Here is a 23,208-nt window from a genome sequence, read left to right on the forward strand (position 1 = left end):
GTTAGGTTGGCCGCCATGGCAGAGCAGCCCAGGAACGGCAAGGTGACCGTCGTCGGTGCCGGGTTCTACGGCTCGACCACCGCCCTCCGCCTCGCGGAGTACGACATCTTCGAGACCGTCGTCCTCACCGACATCGTGGAGGGCAAGCCCGAGGGGATCGCCCTCGACATGAACCAGTCCCGGCCGATCGAGGGGTTCGAGACGAAGGTCGTCGGCGTCGGCGGCGGGTCGTACGAGGGCACCGAGGGCTCGGACGTCGTCATCATCACCGCGGGGCTGCCCCGCAAGCCCGGCATGAGCCGGATGGACCTCATCGAGACCAACGCCAAGATCGTGCGGCAGGTCGCCGAGAACATCGCGCGGACCTCACCCGACGCCGTGGTCATCGTCGTCTCCAACCCGCTGGACGAGATGACCGCGCTCGCGCAGCTGGCCACCGACTTCCCGAAGAACCGCGTGATGGGCCAGGCCGGCATGCTCGACACCGCCCGGTTCTCCAACAACGTCGCCGAGGAGCTCGGCGTCCCGGTGCGCTCGGTGCGCACCCTCACCCTGGGCTCGCACGGCGACACGATGGTGCCGGTGCCCTCCCGCTGCACCGTCGACGGCAAGCCGCTGGCCGACGTCCTGCCCGCCGACCGCATCGAGCACCTCGTCGACCGCACCCGCAACGGCGGGGCGGAGGTCGTGGCGCTGCTCAAGACCGGTTCGGCGTACTACGCGCCCTCGGCCGCCGCCGGGCGCATGGCCCGCGCGGTCATGGAGGACGCGGGCGCGGTGATGCCGGTGTGCGCCTGGGTCGACGGCGAGTACGGCATCTCCGGGGTCTACCTGGGGGTCGAGGCCGAGATCGGGCGCGAGGGTGTCCGGCGGGTCGTGGAGGGCGACCTGACCGAGAGCGAGCTGGCCGGGCTGCGCGAGGCGGCCGAGGCCGTGCGCGCCAAGCAGGCCGACGTAGCCGACCTCTGACCGACCCGGTCAGAGCTGCAGAGAGGGAAACGAAGACGTGAGCAAGATCAAGGTCGAGGGGACGATCGTCGAGCTCGACGGCGACGAGATGACCCGGATCATCTGGCAGTTCATCAAGGACCAGCTGATCCTCCCGTACCTCGACGTCAACCTCGAGTACTACGACCTCGGCATCGAGAAGCGCGACGAGACCGACGACCAGATCACCGTCGACGCGGCCAACGCGATCAAGGAGCACGGGGTCGGCGTCAAGTGCGCGACGATCACGCCGGACGAGGCGCGGGTCGAGGAGTTCGGGCTCAAGCGCATGTACCGCTCGCCCAACGGGACGATCCGCAACATCCTCGGCGGCGTCATCTTCCGCGAGCCGATCATCATGTCCAACGTGCCGCGGCTGGTGCCGGGCTGGACCAAGCCGATCGTCGTCGGCCGCCACGCCTTCGGTGACCAGTACCGCGCCACCGACTTCCGCTTCCCGGGCGAGGGGACGCTGACCCTCACCTTCACGCCCAAGGACGGCGGCGAGCCGATCGAGCACGAGGTCTTCCAGTCGCCGGGCGCCGGCGTCGCGATGGCGATGTACAACCTCGACGAGTCGATCCGCGACTTCGCCCGGGCCTCGATGAACTACTCGCTGCAGCGCGGGTACCCGCTGTACCTGTCGACCAAGAACACGATCCTCAAGGCCTACGACGGCCGGTTCAAGGACCTGTTCCAGGAGGTCTTCGAGACCGAGTTCAAGGACCAGTTCGAGAGCGCCGGCATCACCTACGAGCACCGGCTGATCGACGACATGGTCGCCGCCTCCCTCAAGTGGGAGGGCGGCTACGTCTGGGCCTGCAAGAACTACGACGGTGACGTGCAGTCCGACACCGTGGCGCAGGGCTTCGGCTCGCTGGGCCTCATGACCTCGGTGCTGATGAGCCCCGACGGCCGCACCGTCGAGGCCGAGGCCGCCCACGGCACGGTCACCCGGCACTTCCGGCAGCACCAGCAGGGCAAGGCGACGTCGACCAACCCGATCGCGTCGATCTTCGCCTGGACCCGGGGTCTGGCCCACCGCGGCAAGCTCGACAACACCCCCGAGGTGACCCGCTTCGCCGAGACGCTGGAGAAGGTCTGCATCGACACCGTCGAGAGCGGTCAGATGACCAAGGACCTCGCGCTGCTGATCAGCAAGGACCAGCCGTGGCTGACCACCCAGGACTTCCTGGGGGCCATCGACAGCAACCTGCAGAAGGCCATGGGGTAAGACCCTCACCGAACGCGCGTCGGGGTGCGACTCAGGCGCCGAACAGCTGGGTCCACCACGGGCCGCCGGGGCCCTCGGCCACGCCGACACCGAGCGTGGTCAGCTCGCAGTCGAGGATGTTCGCCCGGTGGCCGGAGCTGTTCATCCAGTCCTCCATCACCGCGGCCGCGTCCGGCTGGCCGTAGGCGATGTTCTCCGCCCGCGCGTGGCCCACCCCGGCCTGGTCGGCCCGGTCGAACGGCGAGAGCCCCTCGGGCGTGGTGTGCGAGAAGTAGTCGCGGTCGCGCATGTCGGCGCTGTGCGCCCGGGCCACGGCCGCCAGGGCGCCGTCGGCCACCAGCGGGGCGCAGCCGGCGTCGGCGCGGGCCTCGTTGACCAGCGCCAGCACCTGGCCCTCTGCCGTCGGGTCGGCGGGCGCGGCGGCCGCGACACGCGGGGCGGCGGCCGGCTCGGCGCGGGCCGCCGCGGGCTCGTCGGCCGGCTCCTCGGCGCGGGCCGGCGCGGGGACCTCCTCCTCGACCGGGGTGGGGGAGGACGGCGGGGTCGAGGCCTCGGCGGGAGCGGTCGGCGCCGCGGCCTCGGGCGCGGGCGCGGGGACCTCCACCGGGGCGGGCGTCGTCGTCCCCGGGACGGGGGCCTCGGACGCCGTCCCGGGCGCGGCGGCGGGCGCGCCGTCGACGCCCATCTGCACCGTCGCGCCGCGCGGAGCGCCGCCGGAGGACGACGGGTCGCGGGGGGCCGTCGCACCGGACGACGAGGACGACGCGTCCAGCGCCACCTGGTCCGAGGTGGTGGTCAGCGCGCCGGACACCATCGGGACGGTGAGGGCGACCCCGGCCACCGCCGCGGCGACGGCCAGGAGCGGGACGACCCGGCGCAGGCCGAGCGCGCGACCCAGGGTGCGGAGAAGGCGACCCAGAGTCGCGACGATGCGGGAAGAGAGCGGCGGACCCGCCGGCATGTGGTGCACCAGGTAACCCTCACGAGTTGCTAGATCACGATCTGTGACTTCGTTGAGAGTAGCCGGACACGGGGCCTGATCGGCACCGAGATGTGAGCGACCTCACAGGGCGTTCGACTTCACCCCCGTCGAGCGGTGTCCCGCAGGGCCGGGGCGGGCAGCATGGGAGCGTCCTGCCCGCAGTAGACCGAGGAGCACGCCGCCGGTGAGCGACGTCTGGCTCAACATCGTCATGGTCGTCGTCTTCGTCCTGATCGGCGGCGCCTTCTCCGGGGCGGAGATCGCGCTGGTGAGCCTGCGCGAGTCCCAGGTGCGCGCGATGGCCGAGGGCGGGGGACGGCGCGGCAAGGCCGTGGCCCGCCTGCTCAGCGACCCCAACCGGTTCCTGGCCGCCGTCCAGGTCGGGGTGACGCTGGCCGGCTTCTTCTCGGCCGCCTTCGGTGCCAGCACCCTCTCCGAGCCGTTCGCCGACTGGCTGGTCAGCATCGGCGTGGGTGAGCGGGTGGCCGGCACCCTGGCCCTGGTCCTGGTCACCATCGCGATCAGCTACCTGTCACTGGTCGTCGGCGAGCTGACCCCCAAGCGGCTGGCCCTGCAGCGGGCCGAGGGGTTCTCGCTCCTGGTCGCCGCCCCGCTCAACGGCATCGCGAAGGTCTCCCGGCCGGTGATCTGGCTGCTCTCGAAGTCCACGAACGTGCTGGTGCGCGTCCTCGGCGGGGACCCCAAGGCCAGCGGCGAGGCGATCAGCCAGGAGGAGCTGCGCGACCTGGTCGCCGCGCACGAGTCCCTGAGCACCGACGAGCGCCGGCTCATCGGCGAGGTGTTCCGTGCCGGCGACCGCGAGGTCCGCGAGGTCATGACGCCGCGCACCGAGGTCGACTTCCTCGAGGCGTCGATGACGGCCAGCCGGGCGGCCAAGCAGGTGCACGACTCCAGCCACTCCCGCTACCCCGTGGTCGGCCGGGACGAGGACGACGTCCTCGGGTTCGTGCACGTGCGCGACCTGTTCCTGCCCAACCACCCCGCGGGCCGGGCGGCGACCGTCGGCGACCTGGTCCGCGAGGTCAAGCGCCTGCCGGGCACCGCCGGCGTCCTCACCGCGCTGTCGGAGATGCGGCGGGAGAACCACCACCTGGCGATCGTGGTGGACGAGTACGGCGGCACCGACGGCATCGTGACCCTCGAGGACCTCATCGAGGAGGTCATCGGTGAGATCTACGACGAGTACGACGAGGAGGTCGCCGACGACGGCGAGGACGTCCCGGGTGGGCCGCACGAGGTCGACGGGCTGCTCAACCTCGACGACTTCCGCGAGGTCACCGGTCTCCAGCTCCCGGAGGGGCCGTACGAGACGGTGGCCGGTTACGTGCTCGCCGACCTCGGCCGGCTGCCCGAGCCCGGCGACGAGGTGACGGTCGAGGGCCGCACGCTCACGGTGCTGGAGCTCGACGGACGGCGGATCGCCCGCCTGTCGGTCTCCCGCGCGGCCGACCCCGAGCCGGCGTCGGGGGAACCCGCCGCCGGCTGAGCCGTCCCCGAGGGCTCAACCGCGGGCCCGGGCGGTGTCCCAGGCGTCGCGGACGATCCCGGCCAGGTCGGTGTGCTGTGGCGTCCAGCCGAGGTCGGCGCGGATCCGGTCGCTGGAGGCCACCAGCTGGGCGGGGTCACCGGCCCGCCGCTCCCCGACGACCACCGGCACCGGGTGCCCGGTGACCTGCCGGACGGCGTCGACGACCTCCTGCACCGAGAAGCCGGTGCCGTTGCCCAGGTTGTAGATGCGGTGCTCGCCCGGCTGCGGGGCGGTCAGGGCGAGCAGGTGGGCGTCGGCCAGGTCGGCGACGTGGATGTAGTCGCGGATGCAGGTGCCGTCCGGCGTCGGGTAGTCCTCGCCGTAGACGGTCATCGCCTCCCGGGTGCCCGCCGCGACCTGCAGGGCGATCGGGATGAGGTGGGTCTCGGTGGTGTGCCGCTCCCCGAGGCCGTACGCAGCGCCGGCCACGTTGAAGTAGCGCAGGCTCACCGCGGCGAAGTCGTACGCGGTGGCGTAGGAGGTGAGCATCGCGTCCACGGCGAGCTTGGTCGCGCCGTAGGTGTTGGTCGGCCGGGTCGGGGCGTCCTCGCGGATCGGCACCTGCTCGGGCTCGCCGTAGGTGGCGGCGGTGGAGGAGAAGACGATCCGGCGGCAGTCGACGGCGCGCATCGCCTCGAGCAGGGCCAGCGTCCCGGACACGTTGGTGTCCCAGTAGATCTCCGGCCTGACCTGCGACTCGCCGACGAGGCTCTTGGCCGCGAAGTGCAGCACCGCCTCCGGGCGGACGTCGGCCAGCACCGGGCCCGACTCGTGCAGGGACGCCCGGACCAGCCGCGCGCCCTCCGGCACCGCGTCGGCGTGCCCGGTGGAGAGGTCGTCGAGCACCGTGACCTCGTGGCCACCCGCGAGCAGGGCGGCCGTGACTACGCTGCCGATGTAGCCGGCTCCACCGGCGACGAGAACGCGCATGCGCCCACCCTAGAGATCCGCGCGACCCGGGGTCGGCGTGGTCAGGAGGCAGAGCCTGTGGTCAGCGCACGACCGGCGGTGCAGCAGCTGCCCGCCTACAAGCCGGGGCGCAACCCCGCCGACCTCGCCCGGGAGATCGGGGTGGCGCGGGCGGTCAAGCTGGCCAGCAACGAGGTCGCCTTCCCGCCCCTGCCGGCGGTCGTCGAGGCGCTGGCCGCCACGGCCGCGGAGACCAACCGCTACCCGGACAACGGCGCGGTCGTCCTGACCGGCGCCCTGGCCGAGCGCTACGGGGTCGACCCCGCCCAGATCGTGACCGGCTGCGGCGCGGTCATGCTCTGCCAGCAGCTGGCCCAGTCGTTCAACGACCCCGGCACGAGCATCGCCTTCGCCTGGCGGTCGTTCGAGATGTACCCGCTCCTGGCGCAGGTGGCCGGGGCCCGGTCCGTCCGGGTGCCGCTGGTCCCCGGTCGCCGCGGCGGTCCGGCCGACACCCACGACCTCGAGGCCCTCGCCGCGGCCGTCGACGAGACCACGCGCGTGGTGTTCGTCTGCAACCCGAACAACCCGACGGGGACGGCGGTGCGCCTGCCTGCGCTCCAACGGTTCCTCGACGCCGTCCCGGCCGACACCCTCGTCGTCCTGGACGAGGCCTACCGCGAGTTCGTCACCGACCCCGACGTCCCCGACGGGCTGGAGCTGATGCGCGGGCGGCCCAACGTGGTCGTGATGCGCACCTTCTCCAAGGCGTGGGGGCTGGCCGGCCTGCGGGTGGGCTACCTCGTCGCCGAGGACCCCGCGGTGGCCGAGGCGGTGCGCAAGACCCACGTCCCGTTCAGCGTGAACATGCTCGCCCAGGCCGCCGCGGTCGCCGCCCTGGCCAGCGAGGACGAGGTGCGCCGGCGGTGCGCGGCGGTCACCGCCGAGCGGGAGCGGCTGACCGCCGCCCTCCGCGAGCGCGGCCTGGACGTCGCCGACAGCCAGGCCAACTTCGTGTGGCTGCCGGTGGGGGAGGACGCCGCGGCGCTGGCCGCCGCCCTCGAGTCGCGGGCGGTCATCACCCGCCCGTTCGCCGGCGAGGGCATCCGGGTGACCGTCGGCACCCCCGAGGAGGACGACGCCTTCCTGGCCGCGCTGGACCAGGTGCGCTCGGCCACACCGGCCGCGTGACCCGCCGACCGTGACGAGGACGTTCGGGACGTGCGGCGCCGCGGCTCGGGAACGGCTGGTTTGATGGCCGACGTGCCTCTTCCCCGTGTGCTCTCCGGCATCCAGCCGACGGCGGGTTCCTTCCACCTCGGCAACCACCTGGGTGCGCTGCGGCAGTGGGTGCGGCTGCAGGAGACCACGGAGGCCTTCTACTGCGTGGTCGACCTGCACGCCATCACCGTCGCGCAGGACCCGGCGGAGCTGCGGCGCAACAGCCTCGTGTCGGCCGCCCAGCTGCTGGCCCTGGGCGTCGACCCGGAGCGGAGCACGCTGTTCGTCCAGAGCCACGTGCCGGAGCACCTGCAGCTGTCGTGGGTGCTCGAGTGCCTCACCGGGTTCGGCGAGGCCAGCCGGATGACCCAGTTCAAGGACAAGAGCCAGCGGGAGGGCGTGGCCGGCACGACGGTCGGCCTGTTCACCTACCCGGTGCTGATGGCCGCCGACATCCTCGTCTACCGCGCCGACCAGGTGCCCGTCGGTGACGACCAGCGCCAGCACCTCGAGCTCACCCGCGACCTCGCGACCCGCTTCAACGGCCGCTTCGGCGACACCTTCCCGCTGCCGGAGGGGATCATCCCCGCGGGCGCGGCGCGGGTCATGGACCTGCAGTCGCCGGACAAGAAGATGAGCAAGAGCCTGCCCCCGGCGGGCTGCGTCTTCCTGCTCGACGACCCGAAGGTGACGGCGAAGAAGATCCGCTCGGCGGTCACCGACACCGGCCGCGAGGTGGTGGCCGACCCGGTGGAGAAGCCGGGCATCACCAACCTGCTCACCATCCACAGCGCGCTGTCGGGCACCCCGGTCGCCGAGCTCGAGGAGCGGTTCGCCGGGCGCGGCTACGGGGACTTCAAGAAGGAGCTGGCCGAGGTCGTCGTCGACTTCGTGACGCCGGTCCGGGAGCGGACCCAGGAACTGCTCGACGACCGGGCGGAGCTGGAGCGGATCCTGGCCGCGGGGGCGGCCCGTGCCCGGGAGGTCGCCGCCACGACGGTCGCCACGGTGTACGACCGGGTCGGGTTCCTCCCGTCGGCGGGGGCGGGCGCGTGAACGACGACACCTTCGTACCGCGCAGTCGCAGCGTGGTGCCGCAGACCGCCGTCCTGGGCGTGGTCGTGCCCATCCCCGAGCCGTGGTCGCAGCTGTTCGTGGACTGGCGGACGAAGGTGGGTGACCCGCAGGCGAGCCTGGTCCCGCCGCACGTGACGATCCTGCCGCCCACCGAGGTGGCCGTCGCCGACCGGGCGGCCATCACTGCGCACCTCGCCGACGTGGCCCGGGCGCACCCGCCCTTCGACATGCACCTGTCCGGCACGGGCACCTTCGCGCCGGTCTCGCAGGTCGTGTTCGTCGCGGTGGCCCGGGGCATCGGCAACTGCGAGCTGATCGCCAACGACGTCCGCCGCGGCCCCCTGGCCCGCGGGCTGTCCTACCCGTACCACCCGCACGTGACCGTGGCGCACGACGTCCCGCCGGACATGCTCGACCTCGCCTACTGCGGGCTGGCCGACCTCTCGGCCCAGTTCCGCGTCGGCCACTTCACCGAGTTCGAGCAGACCCCCGAGGGCGCCTGGGAGGTCGCGCGCGAGTACCCCCTCACCGGCCCGCCGCACTGAGAGAGGACCCCGTCCTCCCACGCTCGCGGCGGGGCCCTGCGGGGGGCCGTTCCAGTCCGTCACCAGGGTGGCGACCGGGTCGCCCGCCGGGGAACCGGACCGCAGACTGGTCGCGATGACTGCGACCCGGGCCGAGCGGTCCGCGCCACCCGGCCGGGAGCCGCCCGCGGCGCAGAGCCGATGGAGCCGGGTGACCCGCCTGGCCGAGAGCTGGGACGCGCTCGTCACCCGGCTGCGCCACCGGCAGCCCTGGTTCGACCACCTGGCCCGCGCCGGCGGCCGCTACCGGCGCACGCAGGGCGACCTCATGGCCGCCGGGGTCACGTACTTCGTGTTCCTCGGCCTGGTGCCGGTCCTGCTGCTGGCCGCCTCCGTCATCGGCCTGGTGCTCGCAGGGAACCAACTGCTGCAGGACGAGCTCTACGCCGCCATCCGCGACGCCTTCCCGGGCTCCACCGGCGAGCAGATCGTCCAGGAGCTGCGCAGGGCGGTGGGTTCGGCCGGCGTCGTCGGCGTCATCGGGCTGGCCGGGTTCGTCTACGCCGGGCTGCGCGCCATGGACAAGCTGCGGATCGGCATGGAACGGATCTGGCGGGGGCGGGCCGACGAGCCGGAGTTCCTCCGCGACAACCTCCAGGACCTGCTCGCACTCCTCATGCTGGGGGCGACCGGCCTGCTCAGCCTCGGCTTCACCGGCGTGGTCACGCAGGCCACCGGCTGGCTGCTCGGTCTGCTCGGCCTCGACGACGCCCCCGGCCTCGGCGTGCTCACCTCCGTCCTGGGCCTGGCCCTGGCCGTCGCCACCGACGTGCTCGTCTTCCTGTGGCTGCTCAAGGTGGTACCGGGGACGTCCCACCCGCTGCGCCGGCTGCTGCCCGGGGCGCTGTTCGGTGCGGCGGGGCTGGAGGTGATGAAGCTGCTGGGCAGCCTCTACCTCTCGCTGATCTCCGGCAGCGTGACCGCCTCGGCCTTCGGTGGCGCCGTCGGCATCCTCGTGTGGATCAACCTCGTGTGCCGGTTCGCGTTCTTCACCGCGGCGTGGACCGCGACCCTGCCCCGGGTCCAGGGGGCCGCCCACGTGGTGCAGGACCGCGCCGAGCCGGTGGTGCCGCCGGCCGACCGCTGACCGGCGTCGGGACCACGTGGACCGCGCGGCGCACGCCGACCACCGTCGCGACGACGATCGAGACGGCGGCGACGCCCAGCGCCGCCGGCACGATCGGGGAGTCCGCGGTGTCCCCGCCCGCCGAGGGGGTGCCGGCGACCGCGGCCGCGGCCGCGGGCCGGGGCGCCGACGGCGTCGCCGCGACGTCCGCGCCCGAGTCGACCAGCACACCGACCCCGTTGGTGCCCTCGGGGACGGTGAACCCCCAGTCGAGCAGCAGGGCGGCCTGGTCGGCGGCGCGCAGCGGGGTGTTCTCGGTGCCCATGACGCTGACCACCAGCCGGCGCCCGTCCCGCTCGGCGGCGGTGACGAAGGTGTGCCGGGCGGCGTCGGTGAACCCGGTCTTGCCGCCGAGGTTGCCCGGATAGGTGGTGAGCAGCGGGTTCTGGCTCTGGATCTGGTACCCCTCCGACCGCCCCTCGACGGCCGGCATCGCGGCGAGCCGGGTGGTGAGGATCGCCGCGGTGCGCCGGTCGTCGAGCAGCCGGCGGAAGACCAGCGCCAGGTCGTAGGGGGAGGAGGACTGGCCGGCGACGTCCAGCCCGGACGGTGACCCCGCGACCGTGTCGTGGGCCCCGATCGCGGCCGCGGTCTCGTTCATGGCCTCGACCGTCGCCTCGACCCCTCCGGCCGCGCGGGCCAGCGCGTTGGCAGCGTCGTTGCCCGACTGCATCACCAGCGCCTCGAACAGCACCGACACCGGGTAGCGCCCGCCGGCCACCATCCCGACGCGGCTGCCCTCCATCTGCTCGTCCTCCTCGGTGCCCTCCACCACCAGCTCGGGGTCGAGCACGGGGACGAGGGTGAGCAGGGTCAGCGTCTTCAGCGTGCTCGCCGGGTAGTAACGGCCGTGCGGGTCCCGCGCGGCCAGCACCGCGCCCGTGCCGGCGTCCGCGACCAGCCACCCCGGGGCGAGGACCTCCTCGGGCGGCGGAGGAGCGTCGTCGACGGCCACGGTGCCCCGGGTGTCCAGGCCCTCGCCGCCGACGGTGACCCCACCGGGACCGCTGCCCTGGGGCGGGCCGCCCGGGATCGGCGCGGTGGGCGTGGGAGCCGACGGGTCGGCCGTGGGCCGGGCGTCCTCGGCGAGGGCCACGCCGGGGGCGAGCGCGAGGCCGGCCGCCAGGACGAGGGACGCGAGCCGGGCTGTCGCCGTCCGCCGTCGCACGAGGGCACGCTAGACCCGACGGCGGCCGGCGTCTCCCCGAACCCGCGCGTGGCCCACGCCACGCGCTCGAGCCGCCTTCGCAACGATCGCGTCTCTATCTCCTCCCCGGCCTGCGGCGGGGCCGCCGAGCGCGGTTAGCGTGCCCAGGTCGCGCGTTCTGCGGCCCCGGCGGCGCCGGTCCGGCGGCGCGTGACCCGGATCCCACCGGGGCGGGCTGGTGCACGTGTACGGCTCGTCCCCCCAGAGAGGAGAGCGTCTTGCGCCGAGCGCGGAGGATGAAGGCCAGCGCCAGGGCCATGGCGTTGCTGCTGGCCGGCAGCATGGCCCTGGCGGCCTGCGCCAGCGACGAGGAGGGCGGCGGCGGCGGCACCGGCACCGGCGGCGGCGAGGCCGCCGGCGACCTGCAGATCGGCCTGGCGTTCGACACCGGCGGCGAGGGCGACCGATCCTTCAACGACGCGGCCGTGGCCGGCGTCGAGGCCGCCATCGAGGAGCACGGTGGCGAGGTCACCAAGCTCAGCCCCAACGCCGACGCGTCCAACCGTGCCGACCTGCTGACCCAGCTGGCCGATCAGGGCTTCAACCCGATCATCGCCGTCGGCTTCGCCTACAGCGACGTCATCGGCGAGGTGGCCGCGCAGTACCCCGACGTCACCTTCGCGCAGGTCGACGGCTCGGTCGCGGACGCCGGGAACCCGGAGAACCTGACCGGCCTGCTCTTCGCCGAGGAGCAGGGCTCCTTCCTGGCCGGCGTCGCGGCGGCGCTGAAGACCGAGAGCAACCACATCGGCTTCGTCGGCGGTGTGCAGACCCCGCTGATCCAGAAGTTCGAGGCCGGCTACGTCGCCGGCGCCCAGGCGGTCAAGCCGGACGTCACCATCGACCGGCAGTACATCTCGCCGGCGGGTGACTTCTCCGGCTTCAACGACCCCGCCCGTGGCCAGATCGTGGCCCAGGGCATGTACGACGCGGGCGCCGACATCGTCTACCACGCCGCCGGCGGGTCCGGGATCGGTGTGTTCCAGGCGGCCGCGGCCTCGCAGGGCCGGGCGATCGGTGTCGACTCCGACCAGTACCAGACGGTCGACGACCCGGCTCTCCAGGCCGTGATCATGACCTCGATGCTCAAGCGGGTCGACGTCGCGGTGGAGACGTTCATCGGCGAGTTCGTCGACGGCAACGTGGCCGGGGGCCAGGACGAGCGGTACGACCTGGAGTCCGACGGCGTCGGCCTGGCCACCACCGGTGGCTTCATCGACGACATCCAGGACGACCTCGACACCTACCGCCAGCAGATCATCGACGGCACGATCACGGTCCCGACCACCCCGTGACGTCGATCGGCTGACACAGGCACGACCGGCAGCGGGCCCGGGGGAGCACACGCCCCCGGGCCCGCTGTCGCGAGCGGGGAGGGACCCTGCCCGCCTCCCCGCGGAGGCCCGTGCGCGATCATGCGGCGGGCCGGTGGAACCCGGGCCGGGGAACGGTGGCGGCGGTCGATCCCGCGCCACCGATGCAGCAGAGTGGACGTGCCCCGCACACCAGCAGGGCGCAGCGAGGGGAAAGGCCCACCATGCCTCCAGGATCCGGGGCCGCAGGCGTCCCGACAGGGGAGCCCGCGGACGGCGGCGCGCCGCTGGCCGTCGAGCTGCACGGCATCACCAAGCGCTTCCCCGGCGTCGTCGCGAACAAGGACATCGAGCTGCGGGTCCGCCGCGGCGAGGTGCACGCCATCGTGGGCGAGAACGGCGCCGGCAAGTCGACGCTGATGAAGACGCTCTACGGCGAGCACCGCCCGGACGAGGGCCAGATCCTCGTCGAAGGCCGCCAGGTGCACTTCCGCAGCCCGGCCGACGCGATCGCCGCCGGCATCGGCATGGTCCACCAGCACTTCATGCTGGCCGACAACTTCACCGTCCTGGAGAACATCGTCCTGGGCAGCGAGCCCACCCGCGGCGGCCGGCTGGACCGGGCCGAGGCCCGCCGCCGCATCCGCGAGCTCTCCGACGCCTACTCCCTGGGGCTGGACCCCGATGCGCTGGTCGAGGACCTCGGCGTCGGTGACCGGCAGCGGGTCGAGATCGCGAAGGTGCTCTACCGCGACGCGCGCACGCTGATCCTCGACGAGCCCACCGCCGTCCTCGTGCCGCAGGAGGTCGACGAGCTGTTCGGCAACCTCGCCGAGCTCAAGCGGGAGGGCCTCACCGTCATCTTCATCTCGCACAAGCTCGACGAGGTCCGCAAGGTCGCCGACTCGATCACCGTGATCCGGCGCGGCACCACCGTCGGCACCGCCGACCCGAAGACGACGACCAGCCGCCAGCTGGCCGAGATGATGGTCGGCACCGAGCTGCCCTCGCCGGAGACCCGCACGTCCACGGTGCGGCCCACGCCCGTGCTCGAGCTGCGCGAGGTGACCGTGCCCGGCGTCGGCGGGCGCCCGCTGGTCGACGCGGTCGACCTGACCGTCCGGGAGGGAGAGGTCGTCGGCATCGCCGGCGTCGAGGGCAACGGCCAGGCCGAGCTGGTGGACGCCGTCATGGGGCTGCGCGCGGTCTCGTCCGGCGCGGTGCTGCTGGGCGGGGAGGACATCACCTCCTGGCGCACCCGCGCCCGCCGGGAGGCCGGCCTGGGCTTCATCCCCGAGGACCGGCACCGCCAGGGCATGCTGCTGGACGCGACGCTCTGGGAGAACCGCATCCTCGGCCACCAGACGCGGCCGCCGTCGGTGAAGGGGCCGTTCATCGACCGCAAGGGCGCCCGCGCCGACACCGAACGGATCATGCGGGAGTACGACGTCCGCGCGCCCGGTCCCGACACCCTCGCCGTCGCGCTGTCCGGCGGCAACCAGCAGAAGCTCATCGTCGGCCGGGAGATGAGCGCGACCCCGCGGCTGCTCCTGGCCGCCCACCCCACCCGCGGCGTCGACGTCGGCGCCCAGGCGGTGATCTGGGAGCTCCTCAAGGAGGCCCGCGCCGGCGGCATGGGCATCCTGCTGGTCTCCGCCGACCTCGACGAGCTGATCGGCCTGTCGGACACCCTGCACGTGATGCTCCGTGGCCGCCTGGTGGCGACCCTCGACCCGTCGCGCGTCACCCCGGAGGAGCTCGGCGGCCACATGACCGGAGCGCGGACGACGGCGGGGGCGGCATGAGGACCACCCCCGAGGACGCCCCGCCGACGGTCCCCCTCCCCGCGGGGGCCCCGGAATGAAGGGGCTGCGCCGCCTCGGGGCGACCCTGGTCGCGCCGCTGCTCGCCGTCGCCGCGGCGGTCGTCATCTCCGGCCTGGTGATGGCCGTCCTGGGCGTCAACCCCTTCGAGGTGTTCGCCGTGATGGTCGACTTCGGCGACACCCCGTCCCAGCAGGTCACCGCCATCGTGGTGGTCCTCAACCGGGCGATCCCGCTGTTCATCTCCGGGCTCGCGGTCGCGATCGCGTTCCGGATGGGCCTGTTCAACATCGGCGTGGAGGGCCAGTACCGGCTGGCGACCGTCATGGCCGCCGCGGTCGGGGCCGCCGTCGCGCTGCCGGGCCCGCTGCACGTGCTGCTGATCGTGGTGGTCGCGATGGCGGTCGCCGCGATCTGGGCGGGCATCGTCGCCGTCCTCAAGGTGACCCGCGGCGTCAGCGAGGTCATCAGCTCGATCATGCTCAACTTCATCGCGCTGGGCATCGCGTCGTTCCTGCTCACCGGGCCGTTCCGGGGGAGCCCGGAGGGCGCGTCGATCATCAGCACCGCGGAGATCCCGGAGTCCGGCTGGATGCCCAGCCTCAACGGGCTGTTCGATCTGTTCGGGCTGGCCAACCCGCCGCGGCAGCTCTACGGCTTCCTCGTGGTCGCCGCGCTGCTCGGCGTCGTGATCGCGGTGCTGCTCAACCGCACGCGGTTCGGCTTCGACCTTCGGGCCACCGGGCTGTCGCCGTCGGCGGCGCGGGCCAGCGGCGTCGACGCCCGCGCGATGGTCGTCAAGACGATGCTGCTGTCGGGCGCGGTCGCCGGGCTGATCGGCATGCCCGACCTGCTCGGGACGACGCACAGCTACACGACCGACTTCACCTCCGGCCTGGGCTTCCTGGGCATCGCGGTGGCGCTGCTCGGGCGCAACAACCCGGTCGGCATCGCGTTCGCCGCGCTGCTGTTCGCCTTCCTCGACCGGGCGCTGGTGCCGCTGCAGATCGCGAACTACCCGGCCTCGGTCGTCACGATCATCCAGGGCGTCATCGTGCTCGCCGTCGTCATCTCCAACGAGGTCGCCCGGCGGGTCGCGCTCCGCTCGGCCGAGCGCGGGTCGGCGCAGGCCGGTCCCACACCGACGGCGGGGGACGGCGGCGCCGGGACAGCGCGCACCGCGGACGGCGCGGACGCGGGCACCGGGGCGGGCGTCAGCCGCGGCGCCGGGGCGGGCCAGCAGACCGACGAGCGGCAGGAGACCCAGGCATGAGCGCCGCGACGACGTCGACCGGGGAGCGGGACGAGTCCGGAGTCGAACGATGAGCACCGTGGCGACGGCGCGGGACGCCGGGCCCGGCCGCGGCCCGGTCGGCGAGCTGTTCCTCGGCGGCGGGCGGGCCCGCCGGATCACCTGGCTGATGGTCGGTGCCGTGGTGCTGGTCTCCGCGGTCCGCGTGATCAGCGGCGAGCAGGCGCTGACCTCCTCCTCGACGATCTCCGCGGCGCTGCTGCTCGCCGTGCCGATCGGGCTGGCCGCCCTGGGTGGCCTGTTCTCCGAGCGGGCCGGCGTGGTGAACATCGGCCTCGACGGGATGATGACGCTGGGCACCTGGGGAGCCGGGTTCGCCGGCTACCAGTGGGGCTGGGCGGCCGCCCTGGTCGGGGGCATCGTCTTCGGCGCGCTCGGCGGGCTGCTGCACGCCGTCGCCACGGTGACCTTCGGGGTCGACCACGTCGTCTCCGGCGTGGCGATCAACATCCTCGCCGCCGGCGTCGTCCGCTTCCTCTCCGAGCTGCTCTACACCGACAACCCGGCCGGCGGTGGGGTCACCCAGTCGCCCGCGCTGTCGAGCGACCCGCCCGAGTTCTCGGTGCCGGTGCTCTCCTCGGGCCCGGACCTGCTCGGCGACCTCGAGCGCCAGCAGTGGTTCCTGGTCAGCGACGTCGCCGGCATCCTGCGCGGGCTCACCGCCGGCGTGGGGCTGCTCACCGTCCTCGCGGTGCTGCTCGTGCCGGCGTCCTACCTGCTGCTGTGGCGGACCGCCTTCGGGCTGCGGCTGCGCTCGTGCGGGGAGAACCCGGCGGCCGCGGACTCCCTCGGCGTGCCGGTCTACCGGCTCAAGTACATCGCGGTCGTGATCTCCGGTGCCCTGGCCGGCATGGGCGGGGTCTTCCTCGTCTTCATCGCCGGGATCTACCGGGAGGGGCAGACCAACGGCCGCGGGTTCATCGGCCTGGCCGCGCTGATCTTCGGCAACTGGCGCCCCGGTGGCCTGGCGGCCGGCGCCGGCCTGTTCGGCTTCGCCGACGCGCTGCAGCTGCGCAGCCGGACGGCGGTGGTCGCGCTGTTCCTGCTGCTGGCCGTGCTGCTGGCCGGGGTGGCGGTCTGGCAGGCGGTGCACCGGCGCGCGGTGCGGGCCGTGGTGGCCGGGGTGGTCGCCACCGGCTCGCTGATCGCCTTCCTGACCATCGACGAGCTCGCGCCCGGCCTGGTGTCGTTCACGCCCCACCTGACCACGCTGCTGGTGCTGTCGCTGGCGTCCCAGCGCCTGCGGATGCCCGCGGCCGACGGTCTGGTCTATCGACGAGGAGAGCACTAGTGACGGACCTCGACTGGGACGCCCTGCGGGCGGCGGCCCGGGAGGCCATGACGCACGCCTACGCCCCGTACTCGCGGTTCCCGGTGGGCGTCGCGGGCCTGGTGGACGACGGCCGGGTGGTGACCGGCTGCAACGTGGAGAACGCCTCCTACGGACTGGGCCTGTGCGCCGAGTGCGGCATGGTCAGCGACCTGGCCCGCACCGGCGGGGGTCGGCTGGTGGCGGTCGCCTGCGTCGGCGGGGACGGGCAGCCGCTCATGCCGTGCGGGCGCTGCCGGCAGCTGCTGTGGGAGCACGGCGGGCCGGAGATGCTCATCGAGACCGTCTCGCTCGGCATCGTGCCGATGCGCGAGGTGCTGCCCGACGCCTTCGGCCCGGAGGACTTGACGGCGGCCGCCGCGCGGTCCGCCGGGGGAGTGGCGGCCGCAGCCGAGCGGGGACAGGGCTGATGGACGCCATCGACGTCATCCGGGCCAAGCGGGACGGCGCCGCGCTGACCCCGGAGCAGATCCGCTGGGTGATCCGGTCCTACACCGACGGGACGATCCCCGACGAGCAGGTCAGCGCGCTGCTGATGGCGGTGTTCTTCCGCGGGATGTCGCCCGAGGAGCTCGCCGTGTGGACCCAGGCGATGATCGACTCGGGGGAGCGCAAGGACCTCTCGCCGCTGGGCCGGCCGACCGCCGACAAGCACTCCACCGGCGGGGTCGGCGACAAGACCACGCTGCCACTGGCGCCGCTGGTCGCCGCGTGCGGGGTGGCGGTCCCGCAACTGTCCGGTCGCGGACTGGGGCACACCGGCGGCACGCTGGACAAGCTGGAGTCGATCCCCGGCTGGCGGGCCGACGTGCACGAGGAGGCATACCTCGCGCAGCTGCGGGAGGTCGGCGCGGTCATCTGCGCGGCCGGTCACGACCTCGCCCCGGCGGACAAGAAGCTCTACGCGCTGCGCGACGTCACCGGCACCGTGGAGTCGATCCCGCTGATCGCGAGCTCGATCATGAGCAAGAAGATCGCCGAGGGCGCCGACGCGCTGGTGCTCGACGTCAAGACCGGGTCGGGGGCGTTCATGAAGGACCCCCACACGTCCCGCGAGCTGGCCCGCACGATGGTCGGGCTGGGCGAGGCGGCGGGCGTCCGCACCGTGGCGCTGGTGACCGCGATGGACCGGCCGCTGGGCCGTGCCGCGGGCAACGCCGTCGAGGTCGCCGAGTCGGTGGAGGTGCTCGCCGGGGGTGGTCCGGCCGACGTCGTCGAGCTGACCCTGGCCCTGGCCCGGGAGATGCTGGCCGGCGTCGGGCGCTCCGACGTCGACCCCGCGGACGCGCTGCGGGACGGCCGGGCGATGGACGTGTGGCGGCGCATGATCGCCGCCCAGGGCGGGGACCCCGATGCGCCGCTGCCGCAGCCCGCGGAGAAGCACGTGGTCCCCGCGCCGGCGACCGGCACGCTGACCCGCCTGGACGCCTACGCGCTCGGGGTGGCCGCCTGGCGGCTGGGCGCCGGCCGGGCCCGCAAGGAGGACCCGGTGTCCGCCGCCGCCGGGGTCACCTGGACCGCCGGCGTGGGGGAGCGGGTCACCGCGGGCCAGCCGCTGCTGGAGCTGCACACCGACGAGCCGGCGCGCATCGAGCGGGCGCTGGCGGCCCTCGACGGGGCGGTCGGCGTGGACACCGGCGAAGGGCCGCTGCCGCTGGTCCTCGATCGCATCACGGCCTGAGCAGCACCGCCCTGCCGCGATCATGGAGTTCGGGAAGCGGCACGCCGTCGGATCCCGGCGGGTCGCTCCCGCGACTCCATGATCGCGGGGATGGTCGGGGAGACCACCGGCTCCCGCGGGCCGGGTGGGAGACTGTCTCCCCGTGCAGAAGGACTCCCTCCTCCCCACCAGGAAAGGACCCCGTCCTCCCCACCCTTCGCAGGCTCAGGGTGGGACCCGGGACGGGGCCACGGCGGGACCCGGGAGGGAGCCTGACCCGGAGGCGGCGATCTCCGTCCGCGGGCTGGTGAAGCGCTACGGCGGGTACACCGCCGTCGACGGCCTGGACCTCGACATCCGCCGCGGCGAGATCTTCGCGCTGCTGGGGCCCAACGGCGCCGGCAAGACGACGACGGTGGAGATCTGCGAGGGCTTCCGCGGCCGGGACGCCGGTGAGGTGCGCGTCCTCGGGGCCGACCCGGCGCAGGCCACCCGGCAGTGGAAGGCGCAACTGGGCATCGTGCTGCAGTCCGGCGCGGGCGACAGCCAGCTGACCTGCCGGGAACTGCTGCGCGCGCAGGCCTCGTACTACCCGGACCCGCGCGACCCCGACGAGGTCCTGGACCTGGTGGGGCTCACCGAGAAGGCCGGCGCCCGCGGCCGGTCGCTCTCCGGCGGTCAGCGCCGCCGGCTGGACGTCGCCCTCGGCATCGTCGGCCGGCCCACGCTGCTGTTCCTCGACGAGCCGACGACCGGGTTCGACCCGGAGGCCCGGCGCCAGTTCTGGGCGCTGATCCGCTCCCTCCGGGACCTGGGCACCACGATGCTGCTCACCACGCACTACCTGGACGAGGCCGAGGCGCTGGCCGACCGGGTCGGGGTCATCACCCGCGGCCGGCTGGTCGAGGTCGCCGTCCCCTCGGCCCTGGGCGGCCGGGGGCAGGCGCCGGCCGTCGTCACCTGGACCGAGGACGGCGCCCGGCGGACCGAGGCCACCTCGACGCCGACCGCGTTCGTCCAGCAGTTGGCCACGCGCTTCCCGGGCGAGGTGCCCGACCTGGCCGTCGCCCGCCCCACCCTCGAGGACGTGTACCTGCAGATGATCGGGGAGCGCGCATGACCGCCGTCCGCGAGGCCCGGACCCCGGCGCGGACCGCGCTGCCCTCAGTGCTGCGGGTCTGCGGGTCCCGGGCCTCGGTGGAGCTCAAGGAGTTCTTCCGGCAGCGGGAGTCGGTCGTCTTCACGCTGGCCTTCCCGGTGATCCTGCTGGTCGTCTTCGGGGCGGTCCTGGACTACGACATCGGCGCCGGCGTCACGTTCACCCAGTACTTCATGGCCGGGATCGTCGCCGCGGGCATCCTCGGCGCCAGCCTGCAGAACATGGCGATCAGCATCGCCACCGAGCGCTCCGACGGGACCCTCAAGCACCTGTCGGGCACCCCGATGCCCAAGAGCGCCTACTTCGTCGGCAAGGTCGTGCAGGTCCTCGCGGTCACCGTGCTGATCGTGCTGATCCTGCTGGCGGTCGGCCGGCTGGCCTACGGCGTCCCGCTGCCGTCGGGCGGCGACTGGTTCACCTTCCTGTGGGTGGCCGCGCTCGGGTCCTCGGCGTGCACGCTGCTGGGGATCGCCGTCTCCAGCCTGGCGAGGAACGGCCGCTCGGCCTCGGCGATGGTCACCCCGATCGCGCTGGTGCTCCAGTTCATCTCCGGCGTCTTCTTCCAGTTCAGCCAGGTGCCGACGTGGATGCAGACGATCGCCGCGCTGTTCCCGCTCAAGTGGATGGCGCAGGGCCTGCGGTCGGTGTTCCTGCCCGACGTCCTGGCCGCGCAGGAGCCGGCCGGCACCTGGGAGCTGGGCCGGGTCGCGCTGGTCCTGGGCCTGTGGTGCGTCGCCGGCCTGGTCCTGTGCGTGCTCACCTTCCGCTGGCAGGACCGCGGCACCGACTGAGTGGGTGCCACGGCCGTCCCCGGCTCAAGTCCGCGTGCACACCGAACGACAATGTCACCGTGAGTGCACCGCTGACCGCTGACGACCTCCGCCGCGCCCCCAAGGTCCTGCTGCACGACCACCTCGACGGCGGGCTGCGACCGCAGACGGTGCTCGAGCTGGCCGACGCGGTGGGCTACCGCGAGCTTCCCGCGGACGACGCCGAGACGCTGGGCCGCTGGTTCCGGCAGGCGGCCGACTCGGGCTCGCTGGTGCGGTACCTGGAGACGTTCGCGCACACCGTCGGGGTGATGCAGCGCCCCGAGGCCGTGCAGCGGGTCGCCCGCGAGTGCGCCCTCGACCTGGCCGCGGACGGCGTCGTCCACGCCGAGGTGCGCATGGCGCCGGAGCTCCTGACCGCGCAGGGCACGCCGATCGAGGAGGCGGTCGAGGCGATCCTCGACGGCTTCGCGAAGGGCAGCGCGGAGGCCGCGGCGGCGGGGACGCCGATCACCGTCGGCACGCTGCTGTGCGCCATGCGGCAGAACGACCGGTGGGACGAGGTGGCCGGCCTGGTCGTCCGCCACCGGGACGCGGGGGTGGTCGGGTTCGACCTGGCCGGTCCGGAGATCGGCTTCCCGCCGGACCGGCACCCCTCGGCGATCGCCCTGCTGGACCGGGCCGGGGCGCACCGCACCGTGCACGCCGGCGAGGCGGCGGGCATCGACAGCATCGTCGCCGCGCTGGACGGCGCCCGCGCCGAGCGGCTGGGCCACGGCGTGCGGATCGCCGACGAGGTGGCCGCCGACGGGACCCTCGGGCCGGTGGCGCAGCGGGTCCGCGACCGCGGCGTGCCGCTGGAGGTCGCGCCGTCGTCCAACGTGCAGACCGGCGCCTATCCCTCGCTCGCCGAGCACCCGGTCGACCGGCTGCACCGGCTGGGCTTCGCGGTCACCGTCAACACCGACAACCGGCTGATGAGCGGGGTGTCGATGACCAGCGAGCTCACCGACGTCGTCGCCACCTTCGGCTGGGGCTGGGACGACGTCCAGACCGTCACCGAACGGGCGCTGGCCGCCGCGTTCCTCCCCGCGAGCGAGCGGGAGCGGCTGCTGACCGACGTGGTCCGCCCGGGGTTCGCCGCGCTGCGCGGCTGACCGTGGCGGGGGCCACCTCCCACTCGGGAATCCCTCGGCGCGCTGCGCTGCTACCGTCTGTGTACCGGCACTCGCCGGTCATCCTCCCGGACGGTCCGTCCGGGCATGAGCGCATCCGTGCAGATCAGCAGCGTCTCCTGACGTCGTGATCGCCAGTGAGGACGCCGGTCTGCCGGTGTCCGCGCACCACCACGGGACGCGCCCGAGTCGTATCGGAGTCCCACACCCGCATGACCACGTTCGACACTGTCGACGTCCAGACCACCCCTGAGATCCCCGAGGTCGTCGCCCCGGAGCCCGAGGCCCCGGCCGGCCCGACCTTCGCCCAGCTGGGCCTGCCCCAGCCGCTGGTGACCGCGCTCGAGCGGCGCGGCATCCGGCACCCGTTCGCCATCCAGGCCTCCGCCCTCCCCGACGCCCTCGCCGGGCGCGACGTGCTGGGCAAGGCCGCCACCGGGTCGGGCAAGACGCTGGCCTTCGGCCTGCCGCTGCTCTCCCGGCTCGGCGAGGACTTCCAGCGGGGCCGCCGTGCCCCGCGCGGGCTGGTCCTCGTGCCGACCCGCGAGCTCGCCCAGCAGGTGCACGACAACCTCGCCCCGCTGGGCCAGGCCATCGGCATCCAGCTGGCGACCGTCTACGGCGGCGCCTCGATGTACCGCCAGATCCAGCAGCTGCGCCGTGGCGTCGACGTCGTCATCGCCACGCCGGGCCGGCTGCAGGACCTCATCGGCCAGGGTGAATGCACCCTCGACGAGGTCGCCGTCACCGTCATCGACGAGGCGGACTTCATGTCCGACCTGGGCTTCCTGCCGGTCGTGCAGGAGCTGCTCGACCAGACCCGCCCCGACGCCCAGCGGCTGCTGTTCTCGGCCACGCTGGACGGCGAGGTCGACACCCTGGTCCGCCGCTACCTGAAGGACCCGGCCCGCCACGAGGTCAAGCGCCCCGGCGACGACGCCCCGCCGGCCGAGCACCTGGCCTACAGCGTCGCGTTCCGGGACAAGGTGCCCGTGACCCAGGAGCTGGCCGCCCGCCCGGGCCGCACGATCGTCTTCGCGCGGACCCAGCTCGGCGTCGACCGGCTCACGGAGAACCTCAAGGCCGTCGGGATCAAGGCCGAGGCCATCCACGGCGGGCTCCCGCAGTCGGCCCGCCGGCGGGCCCTGGAGGCGTTCACCGACGCCCGCAGCCCGGTGCTGGTCGCCACGGACGTCGCCGCGCGCGGCATCCACGTGGACGACGTCTCGCTGGTGCTGCACTACGACCCGCCGACCGACCACAAGACCTACCTGCACCGCTCGGGCCGCACCGCCCGCGCCGGTGCCGCCGGGGTGGTCGTCTCGCTGTTGCTGCCCGACCAGGTGGGCCAGGCCAAGCGTCGCTTCCGCCAGGCCAAGGTGGAGCCGGTGGTCAGCCGGATCCGCCCGGGTGACGCCCCGATCGCCGACCTGGTCGCCAGTGGCGTGCACGTCGAGCCGGTGGAGCGCCCGGTGCGCGAGTCCCGGCGTCCCTCCGGCGGCCACGGCGCCCGGCGCCCGCGCCGCGAGGGGGAGCGTCCGCGCCGCGACGGCGACCGGCCGCGTCGTCCCTACGGCGACCGGCCGCGCCGGGACGGCGAGCGCCCGGCGGGGGAGCGGTCCTTCGGCGAGCGTTCCCGTGGGAACGGCTCCTACGGCGAGCGGTCGGGTTCGGCCGACCGCCGCGGCGGCGAGCGGCGGTCCAGCCCGTACCGCGGGCAGGGACGGCGTCCCAGCCACTCGGCGGACTTCTCCGACTGACGGAGACCTTCCTGCCCCCCCGCCACTCGC

General features: G+C 73.8%; 20 protein-coding genes. 17 read left to right on the forward strand and 3 right to left on the reverse strand.

What is annotated here, in order from left to right; all coding sequences use genetic code 11:
• The first annotated feature begins 15 nt into the window (after window positions 1-15).
• On the forward strand, window positions 16-969 hold the full coding sequence (mdh, locus tag ACI79C_RS01585) for a malate dehydrogenase (RefSeq protein WP_456943847.1): 954 nt from the start codon (window positions 16-18) through the stop codon (window positions 967-969).
• Window positions 970-1,006: 37 nt separating this feature from the next.
• On the forward strand, window positions 1,007-2,221 hold the full coding sequence (locus ACI79C_RS01590; protein ID WP_456943848.1) for an NADP-dependent isocitrate dehydrogenase: 1,215 nt from the start codon (window positions 1,007-1,009) through the stop codon (window positions 2,219-2,221).
• A 31-nt stretch (window positions 2,222-2,252) separates the two neighbouring features.
• Here the strand turns inward: ACI79C_RS01590 and ACI79C_RS01595 are convergent, their stop codons facing one another.
• Window positions 2,253-3,182 (reverse strand): CAP domain-containing protein, encoded by a 930-nt coding sequence (locus ACI79C_RS01595; protein WP_456943849.1) that lies wholly within the window; start codon window positions 3,180-3,182, stop codon window positions 2,253-2,255.
• Between the two features lie 205 nt (window positions 3,183-3,387).
• Here ACI79C_RS01595 and ACI79C_RS01600 point away from each other — a divergent pair, with 205 nt between their 5' ends.
• Complete coding sequence (locus ACI79C_RS01600; protein WP_456943850.1) at window positions 3,388-4,710, forward strand: hemolysin family protein; 1,323 nt, start codon at window positions 3,388-3,390, stop codon at window positions 4,708-4,710.
• 15 nt (window positions 4,711-4,725) lie between these two features.
• Here the strand turns inward: ACI79C_RS01600 and galE are convergent, their stop codons facing one another.
• Window positions 4,726-5,682: a UDP-glucose 4-epimerase GalE gene (galE, locus tag ACI79C_RS01605; RefSeq protein WP_456943851.1), complete on the reverse strand. Its 957-nt coding sequence runs from the start codon at window positions 5,680-5,682 to the stop codon at window positions 4,726-4,728.
• A 57-nt stretch (window positions 5,683-5,739) separates the two neighbouring features.
• Here galE and hisC point away from each other — a divergent pair, with 57 nt between their 5' ends.
• From hisC to ACI79C_RS01625, 4 genes are all read left to right on the forward strand, one after another.
• Window positions 5,740-6,852, forward strand: a complete 1,113-nt coding sequence (gene hisC / locus ACI79C_RS01610) for a histidinol-phosphate transaminase (protein ID WP_456943852.1) — start codon at window positions 5,740-5,742, stop codon at window positions 6,850-6,852.
• A gap of 63 nt (window positions 6,853-6,915) precedes the next feature.
• The gene (gene trpS / locus ACI79C_RS01615; protein WP_456943853.1) at window positions 6,916-7,938 is read left to right on the forward strand and encodes a tryptophan--tRNA ligase; all 1,023 of its coding nucleotides are present in this window, start codon (window positions 6,916-6,918) and stop codon (window positions 7,936-7,938) included.
• Complete coding sequence (locus tag ACI79C_RS01620) at window positions 7,935-8,504, forward strand: 2'-5' RNA ligase family protein (protein WP_456943854.1); 570 nt, start codon at window positions 7,935-7,937, stop codon at window positions 8,502-8,504. Before trpS ends, ACI79C_RS01620 begins: the two co-directional genes overlap by 4 nt.
• A gap of 115 nt (window positions 8,505-8,619) precedes the next feature.
• Window positions 8,620-9,630, forward strand: coding sequence for a YihY/virulence factor BrkB family protein (locus ACI79C_RS01625; RefSeq protein ID WP_456943855.1), 1,011 nt, complete (start codon window positions 8,620-8,622; stop codon window positions 9,628-9,630).
• Here the strand turns inward: ACI79C_RS01625 and ACI79C_RS01630 are convergent.
• Entirely contained in the window at window positions 9,533-10,837 is a 1,305-nt protein-coding gene (locus ACI79C_RS01630) for a D-alanyl-D-alanine carboxypeptidase family protein (RefSeq protein WP_456943856.1), read from the reverse strand. The two genes, ACI79C_RS01625 and ACI79C_RS01630, sit on opposite strands and share 98 nt — an antisense overlap.
• A gap of 296 nt (window positions 10,838-11,133) precedes the next feature.
• On the opposite strand from ACI79C_RS01630, the gene ACI79C_RS01635 reads away from it, so the two are divergent.
• The 10 genes from ACI79C_RS01635 (at window position 11,134) to ACI79C_RS01680 (ending at window position 23,178) form a co-directional block, all read left to right on the forward strand.
• Entirely contained in the window at window positions 11,134-12,171 is a 1,038-nt protein-coding gene (locus ACI79C_RS01635) for a BMP family lipoprotein (RefSeq protein WP_456943857.1), read from the forward strand.
• Between the two features lie 242 nt (window positions 12,172-12,413).
• Entirely contained in the window at window positions 12,414-13,994 is a 1,581-nt protein-coding gene (locus ACI79C_RS01640; protein ID WP_456943858.1) for an ABC transporter ATP-binding protein, read from the forward strand.
• 55 nt (window positions 13,995-14,049) lie between these two features.
• Entirely contained in the window at window positions 14,050-15,285 is a 1,236-nt protein-coding gene (locus ACI79C_RS01645; protein WP_456943859.1) for an ABC transporter permease, read from the forward strand.
• A 49-nt stretch (window positions 15,286-15,334) separates the two neighbouring features.
• On the forward strand, window positions 15,335-16,615 hold the full coding sequence (locus ACI79C_RS01650; protein WP_456943860.1) for an ABC transporter permease: 1,281 nt from the start codon (window positions 15,335-15,337) through the stop codon (window positions 16,613-16,615).
• Window positions 16,615-17,064, forward strand: a complete 450-nt coding sequence (locus ACI79C_RS01655) for a cytidine deaminase (RefSeq protein WP_456943861.1) — start codon at window positions 16,615-16,617, stop codon at window positions 17,062-17,064. The genes ACI79C_RS01650 and ACI79C_RS01655 overlap by 1 nt, the downstream gene beginning before the upstream one ends.
• On the forward strand, window positions 17,064-18,335 hold the full coding sequence (locus tag ACI79C_RS01660) for a thymidine phosphorylase (protein ID WP_456943862.1): 1,272 nt from the start codon (window positions 17,064-17,066) through the stop codon (window positions 18,333-18,335). The genes ACI79C_RS01655 and ACI79C_RS01660 overlap by 1 nt, the downstream gene beginning before the upstream one ends.
• Window positions 18,336-18,621: 286 nt before the next feature.
• Window positions 18,622-19,434, forward strand: coding sequence for an ABC transporter ATP-binding protein (locus ACI79C_RS01665; protein ID WP_456943863.1), 813 nt, complete (start codon window positions 18,622-18,624; stop codon window positions 19,432-19,434).
• Entirely contained in the window at window positions 19,431-20,264 is an 834-nt protein-coding gene (locus ACI79C_RS01670; RefSeq protein ID WP_456943864.1) for an ABC transporter permease, read from the forward strand. Before ACI79C_RS01665 ends, ACI79C_RS01670 begins: the two co-directional genes overlap by 4 nt.
• A 59-nt stretch (window positions 20,265-20,323) precedes the next feature.
• Entirely contained in the window at window positions 20,324-21,400 is a 1,077-nt protein-coding gene (locus ACI79C_RS01675) for an adenosine deaminase (RefSeq protein WP_456943865.1), read from the forward strand.
• 230 nt (window positions 21,401-21,630) lie between these two features.
• On the forward strand, window positions 21,631-23,178 hold the full coding sequence (locus ACI79C_RS01680; RefSeq protein ID WP_456943866.1) for a DEAD/DEAH box helicase: 1,548 nt from the start codon (window positions 21,631-21,633) through the stop codon (window positions 23,176-23,178).
• The last annotated feature ends 30 nt before the right edge of the window (window positions 23,179-23,208 follow it).

The organism is Geodermatophilus sp. SYSU D00697 (genome assembly GCF_054050175.1).